Origin of the sequence: Thiofilum flexile DSM 14609 (assembly GCF_000380185.1) — a bacterium.
Classification (GTDB): Bacteria; Pseudomonadota; Gammaproteobacteria; order Thiotrichales; family Thiotrichaceae; genus Thiofilum; species Thiofilum flexile.
In genome coordinates this window covers 99,641-115,208 of sequence record NZ_KB904758.1, presented here as the reverse complement: position 1 = coordinate 115,208, position 15,568 = coordinate 99,641, and the positions used below count along the sequence as shown (strand labels likewise).

The 15,568-nt window shown below is 44.0% G+C and carries 14 protein-coding genes; 7 read left to right on the top strand and 7 right to left on the bottom strand.

Annotation, left to right across the window (positions count from 1 at the left end; all coding sequences use genetic code 11):
• Positions 1-2: 2 nt before the first annotated feature.
• Positions 3-239 (bottom strand): hypothetical protein, encoded by a 237-nt coding sequence (locus tag A3IK_RS0107060; protein ID WP_020559275.1) that lies wholly within the window; start codon positions 237-239, stop codon positions 3-5.
• Positions 240-473: 234 nt separating this feature from the next.
• Between A3IK_RS0107060 and A3IK_RS0107055 the strand changes: the two genes are divergently transcribed.
• From A3IK_RS0107055 to A3IK_RS0107045, 3 genes are all read left to right on the top strand, one after another.
• On the top strand, positions 474-908 hold the full coding sequence (locus A3IK_RS0107055) for a hypothetical protein (protein ID WP_020559274.1): 435 nt from the start codon (positions 474-476) through the stop codon (positions 906-908).
• Positions 909-1,033: 125 nt separating this feature from the next.
• On the top strand, positions 1,034-1,744 hold the full coding sequence (locus tag A3IK_RS0107050) for a response regulator (protein WP_026220856.1): 711 nt from the start codon (positions 1,034-1,036) through the stop codon (positions 1,742-1,744).
• On the top strand, positions 1,741-2,805 hold the full coding sequence (locus A3IK_RS0107045; protein WP_083915688.1) for a sensor histidine kinase: 1,065 nt from the start codon (positions 1,741-1,743) through the stop codon (positions 2,803-2,805). Before A3IK_RS0107050 ends, A3IK_RS0107045 begins: the two co-directional genes overlap by 4 nt.
• Here A3IK_RS0107045 and A3IK_RS0107040 read toward each other — a convergent pair.
• On the bottom strand, positions 2,797-4,011 hold the full coding sequence (locus tag A3IK_RS0107040; RefSeq protein WP_020559271.1) for an alanyl-tRNA editing protein: 1,215 nt from the start codon (positions 4,009-4,011) through the stop codon (positions 2,797-2,799). The genes A3IK_RS0107045 and A3IK_RS0107040 overlap by 9 nt on opposite strands.
• Before the next feature lie 326 nt (positions 4,012-4,337).
• Between A3IK_RS0107040 and A3IK_RS0107035 the strand changes: the two genes are divergently transcribed.
• Positions 4,338-4,973 (top strand): metallophosphatase domain-containing protein, encoded by a 636-nt coding sequence (locus tag A3IK_RS0107035; RefSeq protein ID WP_020559270.1) that lies wholly within the window; start codon positions 4,338-4,340, stop codon positions 4,971-4,973.
• A gap of 52 nt (positions 4,974-5,025) precedes the next feature.
• On the opposite strand, the gene A3IK_RS0107030 is transcribed toward A3IK_RS0107035, so the two are convergent.
• Together A3IK_RS0107030 and A3IK_RS0107025 are read right to left on the bottom strand one after the other, a co-directional pair.
• Positions 5,026-6,582 carry a multicopper oxidase family protein gene (locus A3IK_RS0107030; protein WP_020559269.1) on the bottom strand — a complete coding sequence of 519 codons (1,557 nt, stop codon included), beginning with the start codon at positions 6,580-6,582 and terminating at the stop codon, positions 5,026-5,028.
• Positions 6,583-6,732: 150 nt separating this feature from the next.
• On the bottom strand, positions 6,733-10,293 hold the full coding sequence (locus A3IK_RS0107025) for a DUF4347 domain-containing protein (RefSeq protein ID WP_020559268.1): 3,561 nt from the start codon (positions 10,291-10,293) through the stop codon (positions 6,733-6,735).
• Between the two features lie 347 nt (positions 10,294-10,640).
• Between A3IK_RS0107025 and A3IK_RS0107020 the strand changes: the two genes are divergently transcribed.
• The 3 genes from A3IK_RS0107020 to A3IK_RS0107010 all read left to right on the top strand — a co-directional run bounded on the left by A3IK_RS0107020 (position 10,641) and on the right by A3IK_RS0107010 (position 12,005).
• The gene (locus A3IK_RS0107020; RefSeq protein WP_020559267.1) at positions 10,641-11,258 is read left to right on the top strand and encodes a LysE family translocator; all 618 of its coding nucleotides are present in this window, start codon (positions 10,641-10,643) and stop codon (positions 11,256-11,258) included.
• Positions 11,259-11,340: 82 nt separating this feature from the next.
• The gene (locus A3IK_RS0107015; protein WP_020559266.1) at positions 11,341-11,589 is read left to right on the top strand and encodes a hypothetical protein; all 249 of its coding nucleotides are present in this window, start codon (positions 11,341-11,343) and stop codon (positions 11,587-11,589) included.
• On the top strand, positions 11,586-12,005 hold the full coding sequence (locus A3IK_RS0107010) for a type II toxin-antitoxin system VapC family toxin (RefSeq protein WP_020559265.1): 420 nt from the start codon (positions 11,586-11,588) through the stop codon (positions 12,003-12,005). The genes A3IK_RS0107015 and A3IK_RS0107010 overlap by 4 nt, the downstream gene beginning before the upstream one ends.
• Before the next feature lie 157 nt (positions 12,006-12,162).
• On the opposite strand, the gene aspS is transcribed toward A3IK_RS0107010, so the two are convergent.
• The 3 genes from aspS to A3IK_RS0106995 form a co-directional block, all read right to left on the bottom strand.
• The gene (aspS, locus tag A3IK_RS0107005) at positions 12,163-13,932 is read right to left on the bottom strand and encodes an aspartate--tRNA ligase (protein ID WP_026220855.1); all 1,770 of its coding nucleotides are present in this window, start codon (positions 13,930-13,932) and stop codon (positions 12,163-12,165) included.
• A gap of 217 nt (positions 13,933-14,149) precedes the next feature.
• Complete coding sequence (locus A3IK_RS0107000; protein WP_020559263.1) at positions 14,150-14,734, bottom strand: outer membrane beta-barrel protein; 585 nt, start codon at positions 14,732-14,734, stop codon at positions 14,150-14,152.
• Positions 14,735-14,814: 80 nt separating this feature from the next.
• The gene (locus A3IK_RS0106995; RefSeq protein ID WP_020559262.1) at positions 14,815-15,429 is read right to left on the bottom strand and encodes a porin family protein; all 615 of its coding nucleotides are present in this window, start codon (positions 15,427-15,429) and stop codon (positions 14,815-14,817) included.
• Positions 15,430-15,568: the final 139 nt, after the last annotated feature.

The following is a 15,568-nucleotide window of genomic DNA, read 5'->3' as shown; positions in this document are numbered from 1 at the left end:
TTTTATTTCTCCCACTCCATTAGCACGGGCTTTTCGCGCGGAGTTTGCAGTAAGGTTTCCGCTTCTAATTCGCTAGCTGCATGCACCAGTTTATAAGTGGCACTATCATCAACGGCTGCATTCATACGTAGTCCACGCACGGCCTGACGTGCATCAGGATAGGTTTCAAAAATTGATTGGAGTGCTAGGCTTTTCATAATGGGGGTTGGTTGAGTGATTCGGTACACATAATAAGGCATAAATAAACCCCTTTTTTTAGTCATAATGTGACGGGAAAAGTGTACACCATACCGAGCCTAACAGCATCCGCCAATAACCATCATGCAATAGAGCGCTAGCGCCTAACTTTACATTTCTTTACATACTCACCACATTCCAGCAAAGGCAAACTTTCATACTACACCCATGCCGAGAACGATTGGCGCTCGATGCAAATCGATTAACACACTAAAAATTAATATTGGAGTATGAACATGACTGACTTAAATAAACCTAACGAAAAAAACACTACAACAGAAAACACTAACACGAGTACGGCTCAAACCAATACGGAAAATACCGCACCTAATGATGCGCAAGCGAATACTGAGGCTCCTCAAGGTCGTTGCGGTTGGGGACGGGGTGGACGCGGACCTTGGATGGGACGTCATCATCATGGTAACTGCCATGAGCAAGGCGGCTGTCATGGTCGCCGTCGTTGGAAAGTGATTGGTGGTGCTGTGCTAATATTTATTCTAGGTTTAATGGCTGGTAAAGCGAGTAATCATCATCACCGTCATTATGGCATGATGGGTGAGCAAGCTACGGTTGTAGTTCCGGGCGAAAGACCAAAACCGTTGAGTGCGATTTTAGATAGCATTCAAGCGACCCCAGAACAACGCGCGAAAGCGGCTGATTTAGTGTATTAAATGTTAATATGATAATAATGCTGGTAGGGATATAACCTTACCCCATGCTCCTCAAGGCTAGAGGGGGTAAGCATAAGGGGGCGAATCATTTGGTTCGCCCCCTTCACTATTTACGAGGTAGCACTATGCCAGAGTCCTTATTAGTCATTGATGATGATGTACGTCTGAGTCAAATGCTCGCCGAATACTTAGGCTCGGCAGGCTATCAGATCAGCGCAGCTTATACCGGAAAAAGCGGCCTACAACTCGCACGCCAACAAGCATGGTCACTGATTATTCTCGATTTAATGCTACCCGATGCGGATGGTTTAGACCTCTGTCGTGAATTACGTAGTGGTAGTACAGCGGCTATACCTATTCTCATGCTCACCGCACGCGGGGATGCTACCGACCGTATTATTGGTTTAGAGCTAGGGGCGGATGACTATCTTCCTAAACCCTTTGAGCCACGCGAATTAAAAGCACGGATTAAAGCTATTTTACGCCGTGGGGTACGTAATCAAGAACATTTACCCACCTTACAATTTGGACGTCTAGAGATTGATCGAGAAGCGCGAGAAATTCGCCTTGATGGGCAAGTGCGTGAAGTCACAAGCTATCAGTTTGATTTGTTAGTAGCGATGGCAGAACGAGCAGGGCGGGTATTGAGCCGTGAGCAACTCATGGATTTAGTGAAAGGGGAAACCTTAGAGGCGTTTGATCGCTCGATTGATGTGCATATCTCACGGTTGCGAGCAGCGATTGAAGATAATCCTAAACATCCACGGCGTATTCTGACCTTACGCGGCGCGGGGTATATTTTTGCGCGTAGTCAAGATGGTGATGATGGCTTATGAGACCCTTTAAACGTTTTAGATCTAGGCATCATAGGCATGAGTTGGCTTGTCGGCGCAGGGACAGAGACATAGGTAGTTTTAGACGGCTGCGTAAACGATTGTTTTTACAGATTTATGCCGTTGTGGTAGGTAGTGTGATTGTGGTATCGATTTTGGTAGCAACCACGGCCTTTCATTTACAAGCCCAACATCCTGACAAGCATGTCCCGATTTTCCCTTTTTTAGTGTTATCCGCGTTGATCGTGTCGTTGGGGGCATATCCCATTTCTAAACGTTTAACCCGTCGCCTAGAACAACTCAAACAAGGGGTTGAGGCCTTAGGAGAGGGTAAGCTAGATACGCGCCTACCCGTGAGAGGGTGTGATGAAGTGGCGATATTAACGACGAGTTTTAATCACTCAGCAGAACGCATTCAAGCGCTACTCGCTTCACAGCGCCAATTATTAGCCAATGCCTCGCATGAATTACGCTCCCCCTTAGCGCGGATGCAAATGGGATTAGCCATGCTAGCTGAGCAATATGAGCTAGAAGAGACACACTCTGTACAAGCATTGCGCCATGATATGGCTGAACTCAATCAATTGGTAGAGGAGATTTTATTAGCGAGCCGCTTGAATACCTTAGAAATTCCTCTGACTACGCAGCTGGTGGATTTAGCCGCATTATTAGCTGAGGAATGCGCACGTTTAGGGTTAGATTGTGAGGCTGAGGCCGTACAAACTGAGGGTGATGCACGTTTATTACGCCGTTTGATTCGTAATTTATTAGAAAATGCTAAGCGTCATGGCGGGGAGCCGATAGAGGCGCATTTAGTGGCTCAAACCCCGCAGAGCTTATTATTGACGATTAGTGATCGTGGTAAGGGTATTCCTGCTGAAGCATTAGAGCAGGTCTTCGAGCCTTTTTATCGACCCGCAGGGCATGGTGAAGGGCAAGGTGGTTGGGGATTAGGCTTGAGTTTGGTACGGCAAATTGCCACCCGACACGGGGGCGAGGTGGCTTGCCTGAATCGAGAAGGAGGCGGGACTGTTTTTCGGGTGAGCTTGCCGCGTTTAGTGTGAGGATGCGGTAATATTGCTTAGTTCTTGGACAAATTGCTGAGTAAACTCGCTTAGGTGAGTGGTGGAGCCTTGTATCATATTGGTATCTCCACCGCCTTTAATGGCTAATAGGCGAGAGATTTTAGTGAAAATGGCTTGGATATCTAACGCTAGATTAGGCGATTTAGCAATTATAAAATCGTTATTATTGGTTAATAGCACTATATAGCCTTGGTTTTGAATCATGGTTTTTGCTATTAATTTTAAATCATTTAAAGTTAGATCATTAAAGGCTTGGTTGACTAGCTGAGTATCGTCTCCAAGAGCTAAGCTACTGTTCATGGCATATTGAGCTTTGTAGCTAAGAAGTTCTTTATTCTTTTGCACTAAGTTACCTTTTAGTGTTTCTAGTTCTAATAGTTGTTTTTTAATTCGTTGCTCTACTTCAGCTAAGTTAGTATTAAATAAAGCTGTGATTGATTTGAGTAGATCGGATTTAACTTGATAGTCTTTTAGTGCGCGCTGACCACATAAAAAATCTATAGTAATTTTATCCTTTTGCTTTTTTATATCAGTAATTTTGATTAGTCCAACCTCTAAGGTTGTCGTGCAGTGTGTTCCACCACAAGGAATAACCTCAAAATCAGCTATTTTAGCAATTCTGATTTGGCCTTTTTCATCAATATGTTGGGTAAGTGGTTCTTTCCTAAGATTATAATGAAGACTATCTTGAATAGGGATATTTAAAATAGTGATAGGAAGGTTATCAGTAATAATTTGATTAGCAAGATTTTCAGCCTCCATTAGAGCAGCAGCTAAATCAGAAATATCTGTTAGCGCTATCTGTATCGTAGAGGTTTCTTCTTTCATTTGAAAGGAAAGTGTTTCAGCATGCAGTACTCTAAAAATACATTGGGACAATATATGCTGTCCGGTATGCTGTTGCATTAAATCAAAGCGTCTATTGAAATCTATTTTACAGGTTACTATATCTCCGAGTTTTAATTGATTAGGCAAGCGGATAAAATGATGAACCACATTATCCTTCTTCTTAAGCTGAGTTACCTCATAATCATTAATAAAGCCCTTGTCATCTAATTGCCCTCCACCCGCAGGGAAAAAGATCGTATCATTGAGAGTAATAGCTGTGAAGCCATCTATTTCAGTTAAACTATGAATAGTCGCTTCACAGGTAGAGGTGTACGCGTTTTGTAAAAAAAGATTCATAAGATATCTTCAGTAGTATTTAAAGAGTAAGGTGATTGTACTGGTAGATAATAAAGTTGTGAAAATTATTTTCAACGATTTGAGGGTAGTGTAGCTTAATCAAGAATTAGGTTTAATCCGCTCTGCTTCGGTGAGGCACCGTGAATGATTAAGTGCTCACCATCCCAATAACAATAGATTCTCTGTCGTAATTCGCTCGGACTCCGTATAGCGCTGCCAGTATTTTTTCAAAGCATAGTGAGATGGTAACGGCTGGTTGGTATGACTCCTGCAAGGCTTAGTGGTTAAAGCTATAATTGATAAGCAGCATAAGAGAGGAGTGCCGTATGCAATTAACTTTTATCTCTGATACTCATGGTAAGCATGCGTTTTTAACCCTAAAAGGGGGCGATGCGCTGATCCATTGTGGTGATTTTAGTACCATGGGTGAGCTGGATGAGATAGAGGATTTTGCCATTTTTATGGGAAAACAAAAATTTCAACATAAGATCGTGATTGCAGGGAATCATGATTGGAGTCTTGAGGATGACCGTCGTATGGAGGCGGAAACCTTATTTAAAGAGAATGGGGTTATTTATTTGCATGATTCCGGTATTGATATTAATGGCTACCATTTTTGGGGGTCGCCTATTCAGCCCGTTTTCTGCCATTGGGCATTTAATCGCCCACGCGGTGAGGTATTGCAGGAGCATTGGCTGAAAATACCGGATTATACCGATGTGCTGATTACCCATACACCGCCCTATGGCATCTTAGATGTTTGTTATGACGGTGTGCATGTGGGGTGTGAGGCGCTATTAGTCGCGGTAGAGCGGGTTAAACCACGGATTCACGCGTTCGGTCATATTCACGAAGGCTATAACACGCTAGAACAAGAGGGGACGTTGTTTATTAATGCTTGCTCATTAAACGAGGATTATCAATTTAAAAACCCACCCATTGTCGCCGAGCTAACTAGCTAGCCTACAGTAAACGGATATTTCTTCTCCAGAAATACCCGTTTACTTTTTTGCACTATAGAACGTTATATTGTCCCATCATGCCTAAGTCTTCGTGTTCTAAGACATGGCAGTGATACATGCGTAATCCTTTAAGATCTTGCATGATTTTAAGGCGCACGGTTTGGCCTTTTTTAGTATTGACCGTGTCTTTCCAAGCGAGATAGGGGAAGTCAGTGACTTTACCGTTTTCCTCAATAGACACGACTTGAAACTGACTACCATGAATATGGAAGGGATGATCCATATCGGTATTATTAATAATTTCCCATAACTCTACCTCATTGGCTTTAGCGGTAAAGTCGATACGCTTCATATCAAAGGCTTTATCATTAATCAGAAAGTCCATCGTCATGCTGTGCTTACCATTTTCCATGCTCATCGCCATCTTTTCACCGAGGACGAATTGCCGTGTCACTTTAGGCTCGCCAAGCGCTTGAATCGGGCGTAATTGCTCCGGTAGCTTGGGTGGAGTAGCCGCATCACCACTTAACTGGATAGCGAGTAAGTGAGTCTGATCACTTTTAGGTTCTGACCAGCCCATACCACCGCCCATCCAACCCTTATCATAATAAAGGGCTTGTAAAGTCGTTGCCTCGGTAAAGGTGACACACACCTCTGCCCGCTCAGCTGGTGCTAACAATAATTCCGTTTGTGGTGCTAAGGGCTTAGTGAGTAAGCCGCCATCAGTACCCACTTGTACCATGGCGGTTTTCCCAAAACTTAAGCGCAAATAGCGTGCATTGGTCGCATTGACTAAACGTAAACGGTGCATACTATTGGGTGCTACGGTAAGCACAGGTTGGTATTGACCATTCACTAATACCACATTACCAATGCGCCCATTCATTTGCTCGCTCATACTGATAGGAGCGATTTTTCCTTCTGCATCTAATTCCGGTGCCGTAAAAAAGAGCAACTGTTCTGGAATATTGAGAGCGGTTAAAGGATCGTTTTTACTACGAATAATAATGGGAGCGGCTAAGCCTTGAGCGGCCTGAAATGAGGTACGCTTATGTGGGTGAGGGTGATACCAGTAAGTACCTGCACTATCAGCAGGTAAGGTGAATTGATAAGTATGGCTTTGATTAGACGCAATAGGCATATGTGGGTGCCCATCTTGATCACTCGGTACATCTACCCCATGCCAGTGCACCGTAGTATCTTCCGGTAAATGATTCATCACATTAATGCTTAAAGTATCACCTTCAGTCGCATCAATCAGACTATTGCCCGCGCTAGAATAGCCCCATAAAGGTGTACTACTACCCGATTTAAGCCAGACTTGTTCCGTCGGTTGAATCATTAAATCGGCTTTGCCTTGGTTAAACACAATGGGCGTAAACGCTTTTAAGGGTTCACCACTTTTGAGTTTAGTAAGATCAATGCCCGCAGGATTCATCATGGGCATATCCGGCATCGCCATCGCAGGCATTGCTGGGGCATCCCCACCATGCATCATATGCATACTATGATCCATAGGCATACTCTCAGCGTGTACGGGTGTGCGTGCTACCCAACCTAAAGCTAGAGCAGTGCCAATGCTTTGAGCCAAAAATTGTCTTCTGTTCATGAGTTCAACTCCCTATGAGCTAGTTTTTATAAATTTTAGTAATAACATACTACTAAACGTACTCATTATACACTGCTAAAAACTCACCCACCTTGATCTAGCCCAAGGCCGAGCCAGCCTTTGCATGGCTCGGATTATAGTATTCTGCGCCTATCTCAATCCTCCACTGATAACATAGTTGGCTGCAAGAGTAAGGTTCAATGGGTGCATCATAATATTGGCTAGAATCAAGTTCACATCATTATCAGGCCCCGAAAAAATAGTCTTACCATCCAGATTTAAATCACCTGTGTAATAGCCTTCCAAGATATAGTTGCTATTAATATTGGTATTTTCGGGTGCCATAAACACTTGCCCAAAGATCACACTAGTATCGAGATCAGGCCCTGCACCAATAATCGCTTGGCTAGCATTAATATCTCCCATCCACATTAGCGTAATATTTCCCAATGTTTTCTGTGAATACTCCCCCTTGGTGAGGGTAGTGGGCAGCGTAAAGTCCACCAGTGTTGTCGTGTTAGTATTCAGGCTAACTGCATTCAGAGTACGAATATCTAGATGATTACGATGACGTAATGCGATCTGATAATTACCAGCGGCTAGGTTAGGGAAGTATAGGTCTCGTCCACCTGTTGTGCTATTCATCACGTCGCCATCGCGTTGGAGTAGAGCTGCTTGACGCGCCAAAACGGTAGTGCCACTAGCATCCCATAGTTCCACTAATACCCAGTCTACCGCCGCATCATTCTCCGTAACCGCTAATAAGGTGCTTGTAGCTGTTTCTGTTCCATTATAGGCATACGCAGCGGTGGAATAGGGTTGTAGAAGCGGTAATAGCCCTTTAACACGTAGATTATCCTGCATGAGTCCCCTGGTTGTGTTATAGGCTCCTTGTAAGAAGGCGCGTAGACGCAGTTTTAGTGCTACGGGTGGATCGTCCACTGTTTGATTGGGGTTGGTTTCATCGCTATCTAGTCTGCCATTATTATTGGCATCCTCGCCCGCGCGACAAACGCCACTGACCGCAAGACTACCATCACAAACCCCTCCGCCATCGCTATCTGGATTAAGTGGGTTCGTGGTGGTGCTGGGATCACTATCGGGAGTAAAGAGCGTACTGTTAGTTCCAGTAATAGGAGCACTCACGCCACGTTCTGTACCATCTTGTAAGCCGTCATTATCTGTATCGGGATCCAAGGGGTTGGTTTCGCCACTATTTACGGTTCCATTCTTATTGGCATCTTCTGCACCATCGCTGAGTCCGTCATCATCAGAATCGGCATCCAGAGGATCAGTGCCTAGAAGAGCCTCTACTGAATCTAGTAATCCATCACCATCGCGGTCTTCATCCACATTGCTGACCTGAATAGTGATAGTTTGTGAGGCGGTCATATTATCACTGTCGGTGACAGTTACCGTGATCTCGTATTGATTATCCCCATTGGCATCGAGTGGGTTTTCATAGTCGGGATTATTGTTAAAACTAATACTGCCATCATTTTGTAGGGTGAAAAGGGCGGCATCAACACCCGATAAACTATAAGTCAGAGCGAGTTCTGAGCCATCCTCGATATCATCCGCATCTATATCAACTAGCAAAGCAGGAAGATCACTACTAGAGATAGACTCAGGAGTAGAGAGAGTAATAGCATTGCCACCATTAGTGGTTAAAGTGGGTGGGGAGAGTATTATCCAAGGATAGTCTTCCACCTCACCATCAGTGGCAGCACTCACACTATTAAGTCCCATAATACTCGACCAGCGGAAACGAGCAACAGTGGGGACACCTGCAATAGCGGAGGCGGGTACGGTAATGGCTAAAGTAATTTGCCCCGCAATAGTATCCGTATCAGAAGTACGACCCGCGACCAGCGCAATATTATCTTGAGCATTAATACTAATCCGTTCAGAGATACCATCAACGGTATCGGCAAAATCACCATCCCCATTCCAATCAACCCACGCTTGTAGATAGGCCGTGCTTATGGTGGGTTCGGTCACCTTGACCACAAGGCTGGCTGCTTGTCCCCTAACTAGGGTCGGTGCGCTGACACCATCATCAGAAGCATTATCGGCTCCTACAAGAGCGCTAGTCTCAGTGGTGATAGTAGCGCCAAGACGGAGACTAGAGAAAATGTGGCTAGCAACACCATAGGCGGTCGTAGCTGTACCATTCGGAGCAGCAGAGCCATTTGCAGGCGCATCACTATAGTCTACATTGAGTATCGCATCCCGGTAATTCACATCTTGGCTAAGTGGGATACCCGCAGCAGCATCATTATCAAGGTCGGGTAAATTGACCAGAGGGGTATTGATGGAGCCATTCGGGTCACTGTAGTCATCGGCGCTTTCAAGGGTATTGTCATAACCATTGCTACCCACAGCGTTATCTGTTTTGCCATCGCTATTAGCATCGGGGCGATTGAGACCCGATTCAGCCAGATCGGTGGAGCCGTCATTGTCGCTGTCTAGATCGATATAATCCGCATTATCAGTGCCATCGGTATTTACAGGTGTTAAGCCCTGACCGGCACCGGGGGAGGTTTCATAAATATCATCGAGGCCATTGCCATCACTATCGATACCACTAGGTGCGATATAGCCGACCGTACTTTGGGCTTCTACATTATCAGGAATACCATCATTATCAGCATCTAGATCTTGATAGTTAGGAATGCCATCAGCGTCTGTGTCGGGGCCACTACACTCGGAGGCTATACGCCCGTATAAAGCCATTTCCCGAATTTGTACCGCACCAGCAACCCCGCCGCCGCCAGGGCCTGTTGTGGTGATCAAGAGTTTAAAGGATTTAACCGCATTATAGGTTTTAGAAAAGCCCAGTGTCTGAATATTCGCTATTCCAGAACCCAGCATAGTTTCGATACCAAGCGAGTTACCCTTGGTATCGAAAAATTCGATGGTAAAGTCTTTGATACCATCTCCATTGGCTCCCATATCATTGACTAGATATAAAGCGCTGGTATCGATAGGCTTGATATTGGTGATAGTGATATCTAACGGAGGATTAAAGGGTTCTGGAGCGCCTTCGTAGGCTGTTTGATTGTTTAAAATACCATCAATAGCATTTTTGGGGACATAAGTAGCACTAGAATTAGCAGGGGTAACTCGATCTGATGTAGTCGTAGCAGAGGCATAATAGGTGAGTCCTTCAAGATTACTGAAGGTATCGCTAGGTATTGTACAAGTCATTCCTTCCGTTACATTGGTGATACCATCATTATCCTCATCAATATCTAACGCAAGATTACCTCTCCATTCAGGAAGGGCAATCGCCGATGATGCATCACCCACTTCTAACATCCAATCACCGTCATGACCTGTGACATCATCGGAGGCAGCAATAGAAACACCGAGTTCTTTCTCAAGGTAGGCAACGGCAGCCCGGCCTTGTGTACCTTTGGCAAAATTACAGCCATAGATATTGATATGGGTCACACCCTGAAGACGATGACTATCTCGCAGCCAGCGAGCAATACTAGGGGCATCACGCCACTGGCCTTCGATAAATAACTGACCCGCTTGCCCATGTGAGATGAGCTGTAAGGTATGGTTGGTTTTTTGCCGAATATCAATAGCTTGAAGATTTTTAACCGCCGTATCAACATAGGGAGTGACGACAGTCGATAGAGTTGAGGAAGAGGCTATCGCACTGGATATATAGAATAATGGGCAAAGTATGAGGTATACCATCAATGCTCTTATCAGTGAAAATAGCTGATGACGGGGATGGTTGAGATACATATAGTTGTACTCCAGTACAGGCTATTTTAATTATTTTTATATATAAACTTATTTAAATAATATATTACTCGATAAGAATTCTCAAGAAACTTGATGATTAATCTGGCACTAAATTCAAGCCCATGAGGTTTGCCTGACAAATAGAGGATTAGAGTGCTCGGCTAATAGTAAGGCTATAGCGTAAATCTAACCTTATTCTATTAGCTGCTAGGTTGAATCATAAAGCAGTATAAATACTGGCATGATTCATGTATAAACAGCAGTTTATTTCCAGTCATAAAAATTAAGGTTAGTTTATGATAACATTAGATTTTTTACTTACATCCTTAATAGTGGTACTTATTCCGGGTACGGGAGTGATTTACACAATTTCTACGGCTTTAATTCACGGTAAAGTAGCTAGTATTTATGCTGCTTTTGGTAATACTTTAGGTATTGTCCCCCATTTAATCGCTACGCTATTAGGACTTGCTGCTATTTTACATACCAGTGCTGTAGCCTTTCAATTATTAAAATATGCCGGTGTGGCTTATTTGTTTTATTTGGCTTATATGACTTGGCGTGATAAAAGCGCTTTCAAAATAGATAGCAGTGTGGCTAAAGATTCTGCTACTAAATTAGTAGTACGAGGATTATTGCTGAATATTTTGAACCCTAAACTCTCGATTTTCTTTTTAGCTTTTTTGCCGCAATTTATTTCTGCTGATAGTGCAGCACCGCTGACACAGTTAGTCGTATTAAGCCTAGTCTTTATGCTGATGACTTTTGTAGTGTTTGTGATTTATGGATTGATTGCCAATGCCTTCAGGCAGTTAGTCATTGAGTCTGTGCCAGTACAAGATTGGTTAAGACGGGGGTTTGCAGCAGCTTTTGTGGGATTGGGTTTAAATTTAGCAACAGCAGAGCAACGTTAATAGGAAATAAAAAACCCCCACCACGAAAAAGTGGGAGTCACTATACTACTAACCATTGCATCACATGATAGGAGCAATAGCCATGTATACCCTATACAAACTCAATCCGGCTGATTTGAATGATAATTTTCTGCAAGCCCTTAAATTATTATTCAATGGCAAGACCATTGAAATTGCAGTGCGCGAAGTAGAGGCCGCCAATGAAACCCATGATGTATGGCAGGCTATCGAACGTTTCCGCCAACAGATAAATCTTGCTGATTATCCAGAGAATGAGGATGTTTTTGCTGATGTTCGTGATCGTTCAGCAGGACGTGAGGTAGTGCTGTGACCATCCGTTATTTGGTAGATACCAATATTTTGTCTGAGCCGATTAAACCCAATCCTAATCCAAAGGTAATGCAATACTTGGAGCAGGAGCGTTACCAGATTGCGACAGCCAGTGTTGTTTGGCATGAATTGCTATTTGGTTGTCAACGTTTACCCCTGTCCCGTAGACGCAGCCAGATTGAAGCCTATTTTCAGGATTTGCAGTTGTCAGGTTTACTAATTCTTCCCTATACACAGCCAGCAGCGGAGTGGCACGCCAAAGAGCGGGTTCGCTTGGCGGCTCTTGGGCAAACGCCTGCTTTTGCAGATGGTATGATTGCCGCTATTGCTTATCAGCATGAGTTGGTATTAGTGACCCGGAATGTAAATGATTTCATTGGTTTTTCTGGATTGCAAATGGAAAACTGGTTTGAGTAAATGAAGGTAAAGTATAGAAAACTCCAAGTCTTGTGGGTATCGTCTATACCAAAACCGGCAAAAGCCAAAAGTTTGACTCACTGCCCTCTATATTTGATTGCAATAAAAAACCCGCTTATTACAGCGGGTTTTTTAAAGCTAAAAGACTAAGTAAACGTTAAGCCTGTTTTTCGGGTAATTGCACGCGAATATTGAGTTCACGCAATTGTTTAGCCGGGACTTCTGCCGGAGCATCTGTTAATGGGCAAGCTGCGGTTTGTGTTTTAGGGAAAGCCATCACATCACGAATGGACTGGCTGCCGGTCATTAGCATCACTAAACGATCCAAACCAAAGGCCAAACCACCGTGTGGAGGGCAACCGTATTTTAGGGCATTGAGTAGGAAACTGAATTTTTGTTCGGCTTCTTCGTCTGAAATACCTAATAAATTAAAGACTTGCTTTTGCATTTCCATGCTATGAATACGAATCGAGCCACCACCGACTTCTGTACCATTTAAAACCATATCATAGGCGCGTGACAGGGCTTCTCCCGGATTCGTCATCCAGTCATCCCCTTTAGGTGCAGTGAAGGGGTGATGGATAGCGACCCAGCGATTTTCTTTGTCATCAAATTCAAACATAGGGAAATCTACGACCCACAGCGCCGCCCAATCCCCTTGTAATAAATTCAAATCTTGACCGACTTTTAGGCGTAGCGCACCCATAGCGTCATTCACAATACGTGCTTTGTCGGCACCAAAGAAGATCACATCACCATTTTGAGCTTGTGTGCGCTCTAGAATATTCTTCACCACTTGGTCGGGTAAGAATTTCAGAATCGTTGACTGTAAACCTTCCATGCCCGCACTCAGATCATTGACCTTAATATAAGCAAGCCCTTTGGCTCCATAGCGCCCTACAAATTTGGTGTAGTCATCAATATCTTTACGGGATAATTGATCACCCTTCGGTACACGCAGTGCGATAATACGGCTATTCGGGTCTTTCGCGGGAACGGCGAAGACTTTAAATTCCACTTCCTGCATTAAATCTTTGACATCAATAAACTCCAGCGGGTTACGCATATCGGGTTTATCCGAGCCAAAGCGGTGCATAGCCTCGGAGTAAGGCATACGAGGGAAGGGGTTGGGTAGGTCAATGTTCAACACTTCTTTATAAGTGGCACGCATCATCCCTTCCATCAGATTCATAATATCGTTCTCGTCCATAAACGAGGTTTCAATATCAATCTGAGTAAATTCGGGTTGGCGATCCGCCCGTAAATCCTCATCACGGAAGCAACGCGCAAATTGATAATAACGATCCATACCCGCCATCATCAGCAATTGTTTAAATAATTGCGGTGATTGTGGCAAAGCAAAAAATGATCCCGGATGAGTACGACTAGGGACTAAATAGTCGCGAGCACCTTCGGGTGTAGCTTTAGTGAGCATAGGCGTTTCAATATCTAGAAAGCCATGATCCTCTAAATAGCGCCGAATAAATCCTGTTACCTTAGCGCGAGTTTGAAAGCGTTGTTGCATTTCAGGACGACGCAGATCGATATAGCGATAGGTTAAACGGGTCTCCTCGCCCACATTTTCTTCGTCGAGTTGAAAGGGTGGGGTGGCAGCTTCATTGAGAATAGTGAGTTCTTTAGCTATTACTTCAATTTTACCGCTGAATAATTTGGGATTTATACCATCTACTGGGCGTAGACGTATCACACCTGTGACTTGCAGCACATACTCATTACGCACCCGCTCTGCCTTAGCAAACACATCCTGTAGATCGGGATTAAACACCACTTGGACTAATCCCGCCCGATCCCGTAAATCAACGAAAATCACGCCCCCGTGATCGCGTCGACGGTTAACCCAGCCGCATAAGGTAATGGTTTGATCTAGCAAGCTTTCATCGACTTGCCCGCAATAATGGCTGCGCATCATATATGGTTCCTGACAATCATGTATTGAGTTGGCTCATGCGCCTCTAGAAACGGGCCCTATTATTAATTGGCTTATTATGAGAGGCACTTGGAAAACCAAACATGGTAAGCGTTGCAAGCCTTGGGTGCAAGATAATGCGTAGGAATTTCAGCAAAACACTGTTAGATCAAAGATACTAACAGTGTAAAAATGAGCAGAGATTTTAGAGGTAAAATCAGAGTGAGGAGTAACCCACCCCCACACTAAATAAACCTAGATTGTGATCGCCGCCAATATGTTCGTATTCAGTGCGGATTTTCCAATTATCATCCACCTCAAACTCTGTACCGCCTCCGATGAGTAGGCCGGTGAGCGATTTTTTGACGCCAGTAGTAATCACGGATGTACCTACTGCTACGTTTACATCGCCTTTGGCATTGAGTTTTATGGCACCTACTTTACCAATCATAGAAAGCCCCGGTTTTTTGGTGGGTAAGGTGACCACACCACTAGCTGCTGTACCGGTTATATCTAGATCTTCAATAGTACCTAGATTGTGATACGCCAATTCTAGCGAGACTTTTTCGGTAATATCATAGCCGCCATAGACTTTCCACGCCCCACTTCTACAGTTGTCGTCAGAGAGCAAACAGCCAGTTTGATAAATGCCTGCACTAGCCCCCGCATAGAGACCACTGAGGTTTATATCTGGTTTTCTAGGTTCGGAGGAGTCAAATGCATCACTATAATAATCAGCATAGCAAAAGGGGGCTAATAAGCTAATAGCAGCCGCTGCTAACCAAGGTAGAACTAATTTCATAATTGCCCTTATTATTATTTTATTATTATCTTATTATCATTGAAGAGGGTTATGGTTAAACCCTCTTAATGGTATTATAACTAAAAGGTTTTATAATTAGCACCCAGAGAGAATATATGGGCATTCAAATCACCGCCCACTCTTTCATATTCACCCCGCACCATTAAATTCTCATTGATTTTATAATCGGCACCTACCCCAATCAGTAAGTCAGTACCGCTATGATCGATAGTGGTGCTGGTACTTGCCTCCGTGGCAGCATTCCAAGCTAAGAATCCGGCACGCCCGAAGACATCTGCTTGCTTAAAGAGTCCACTGGAGATTTTAGCGGTAGCACTCAAACCAGTAGGGTCAGAGTTTGTAGTAGCGGTGGTGCCACTGATAGTGACCTGAGATTCGTAGTGTCCAAAGTTATGATAGGTCAGTTCGGCAGCTACTTTTTCAGTCACTTGATAACCAGCATAGGCTTTCCAGGCGAGGTCGGTACACGTTGCAGTATTGCAAGTTAAACCGCCACTTTGGCTAGTACTAGATAGATAGCCCATAGCACCCCCAAAATAGACTTTACCAGCTTGGTAATTGCCCAGTAATGGAGCCGAGTCATCTGTATAATCATCAGATAGAGAACCTGCATAAACTTGGGTGGTGACCAAGAGTGTAGTGGCTAAGGCAGTAGCCCAATGAATTAATTTCATAGTGACACCCTGTATTATTTTTTCGTTGAGGTTGGGTTTATAATATTGTTGCTGATTTTAAGGCGAACGAGGCGATAACACAGTTTTTTCGGATAAATGGGGGAAGGTAATAAAACGTATACAATAAGTAAATGGTTTT

Excerpts from the sequence above, each read along its gene's own strand:
- A3IK_RS0106995 (WP_020559262.1), bottom strand. The coding sequence starts at position 15,429 with ATGAAATTAATTCATTGGGCTACTGCCTTAGCCACTACACTCTTGGTC.
- A3IK_RS0107060 (WP_020559275.1), bottom strand. The coding sequence starts at position 239 with ATGCCTTATTATGTGTACCGAATCACTCAACCAACCCCCATTATGAAA.
- A3IK_RS0107000 (WP_020559263.1), bottom strand. The coding sequence starts at position 14,734 with ATGAAATTAGTTCTACCTTGGTTAGCAGCGGCTGCTATTAGCTTATTA.
- A3IK_RS0107045 (WP_083915688.1), top strand. The coding sequence starts at position 1,741 with ATGAGACCCTTTAAACGTTTTAGATCTAGGCATCATAGGCATGAGTTG.
- A3IK_RS0107040 (WP_020559271.1), bottom strand. The coding sequence starts at position 4,011 with ATGAATCTTTTTTTACAAAACGCGTACACCTCTACCTGTGAAGCGACT.
- A3IK_RS0107015 (WP_020559266.1), top strand. The coding sequence starts at position 11,341 with ATGTATACCCTATACAAACTCAATCCGGCTGATTTGAATGATAATTTT.
- A3IK_RS0107055 (WP_020559274.1), top strand. The coding sequence starts at position 474 with ATGACTGACTTAAATAAACCTAACGAAAAAAACACTACAACAGAAAAC.
- A3IK_RS0107030 (WP_020559269.1), bottom strand. The coding sequence starts at position 6,582 with ATGAACAGAAGACAATTTTTGGCTCAAAGCATTGGCACTGCTCTAGCT.
- A3IK_RS0107035 (WP_020559270.1), top strand. The coding sequence starts at position 4,338 with ATGCAATTAACTTTTATCTCTGATACTCATGGTAAGCATGCGTTTTTA.
- aspS (WP_026220855.1), bottom strand. The coding sequence starts at position 13,932 with ATGCGCAGCCATTATTGCGGGCAAGTCGATGAAAGCTTGCTAGATCAA.
- A3IK_RS0107050 (WP_026220856.1), top strand. The coding sequence starts at position 1,034 with ATGCCAGAGTCCTTATTAGTCATTGATGATGATGTACGTCTGAGTCAA.
- A3IK_RS0107025 (WP_020559268.1), bottom strand. The coding sequence starts at position 10,293 with ATGGTATACCTCATACTTTGCCCATTATTCTATATATCCAGTGCGATA.
- A3IK_RS0107020 (WP_020559267.1), top strand. The coding sequence starts at position 10,641 with ATGATAACATTAGATTTTTTACTTACATCCTTAATAGTGGTACTTATT.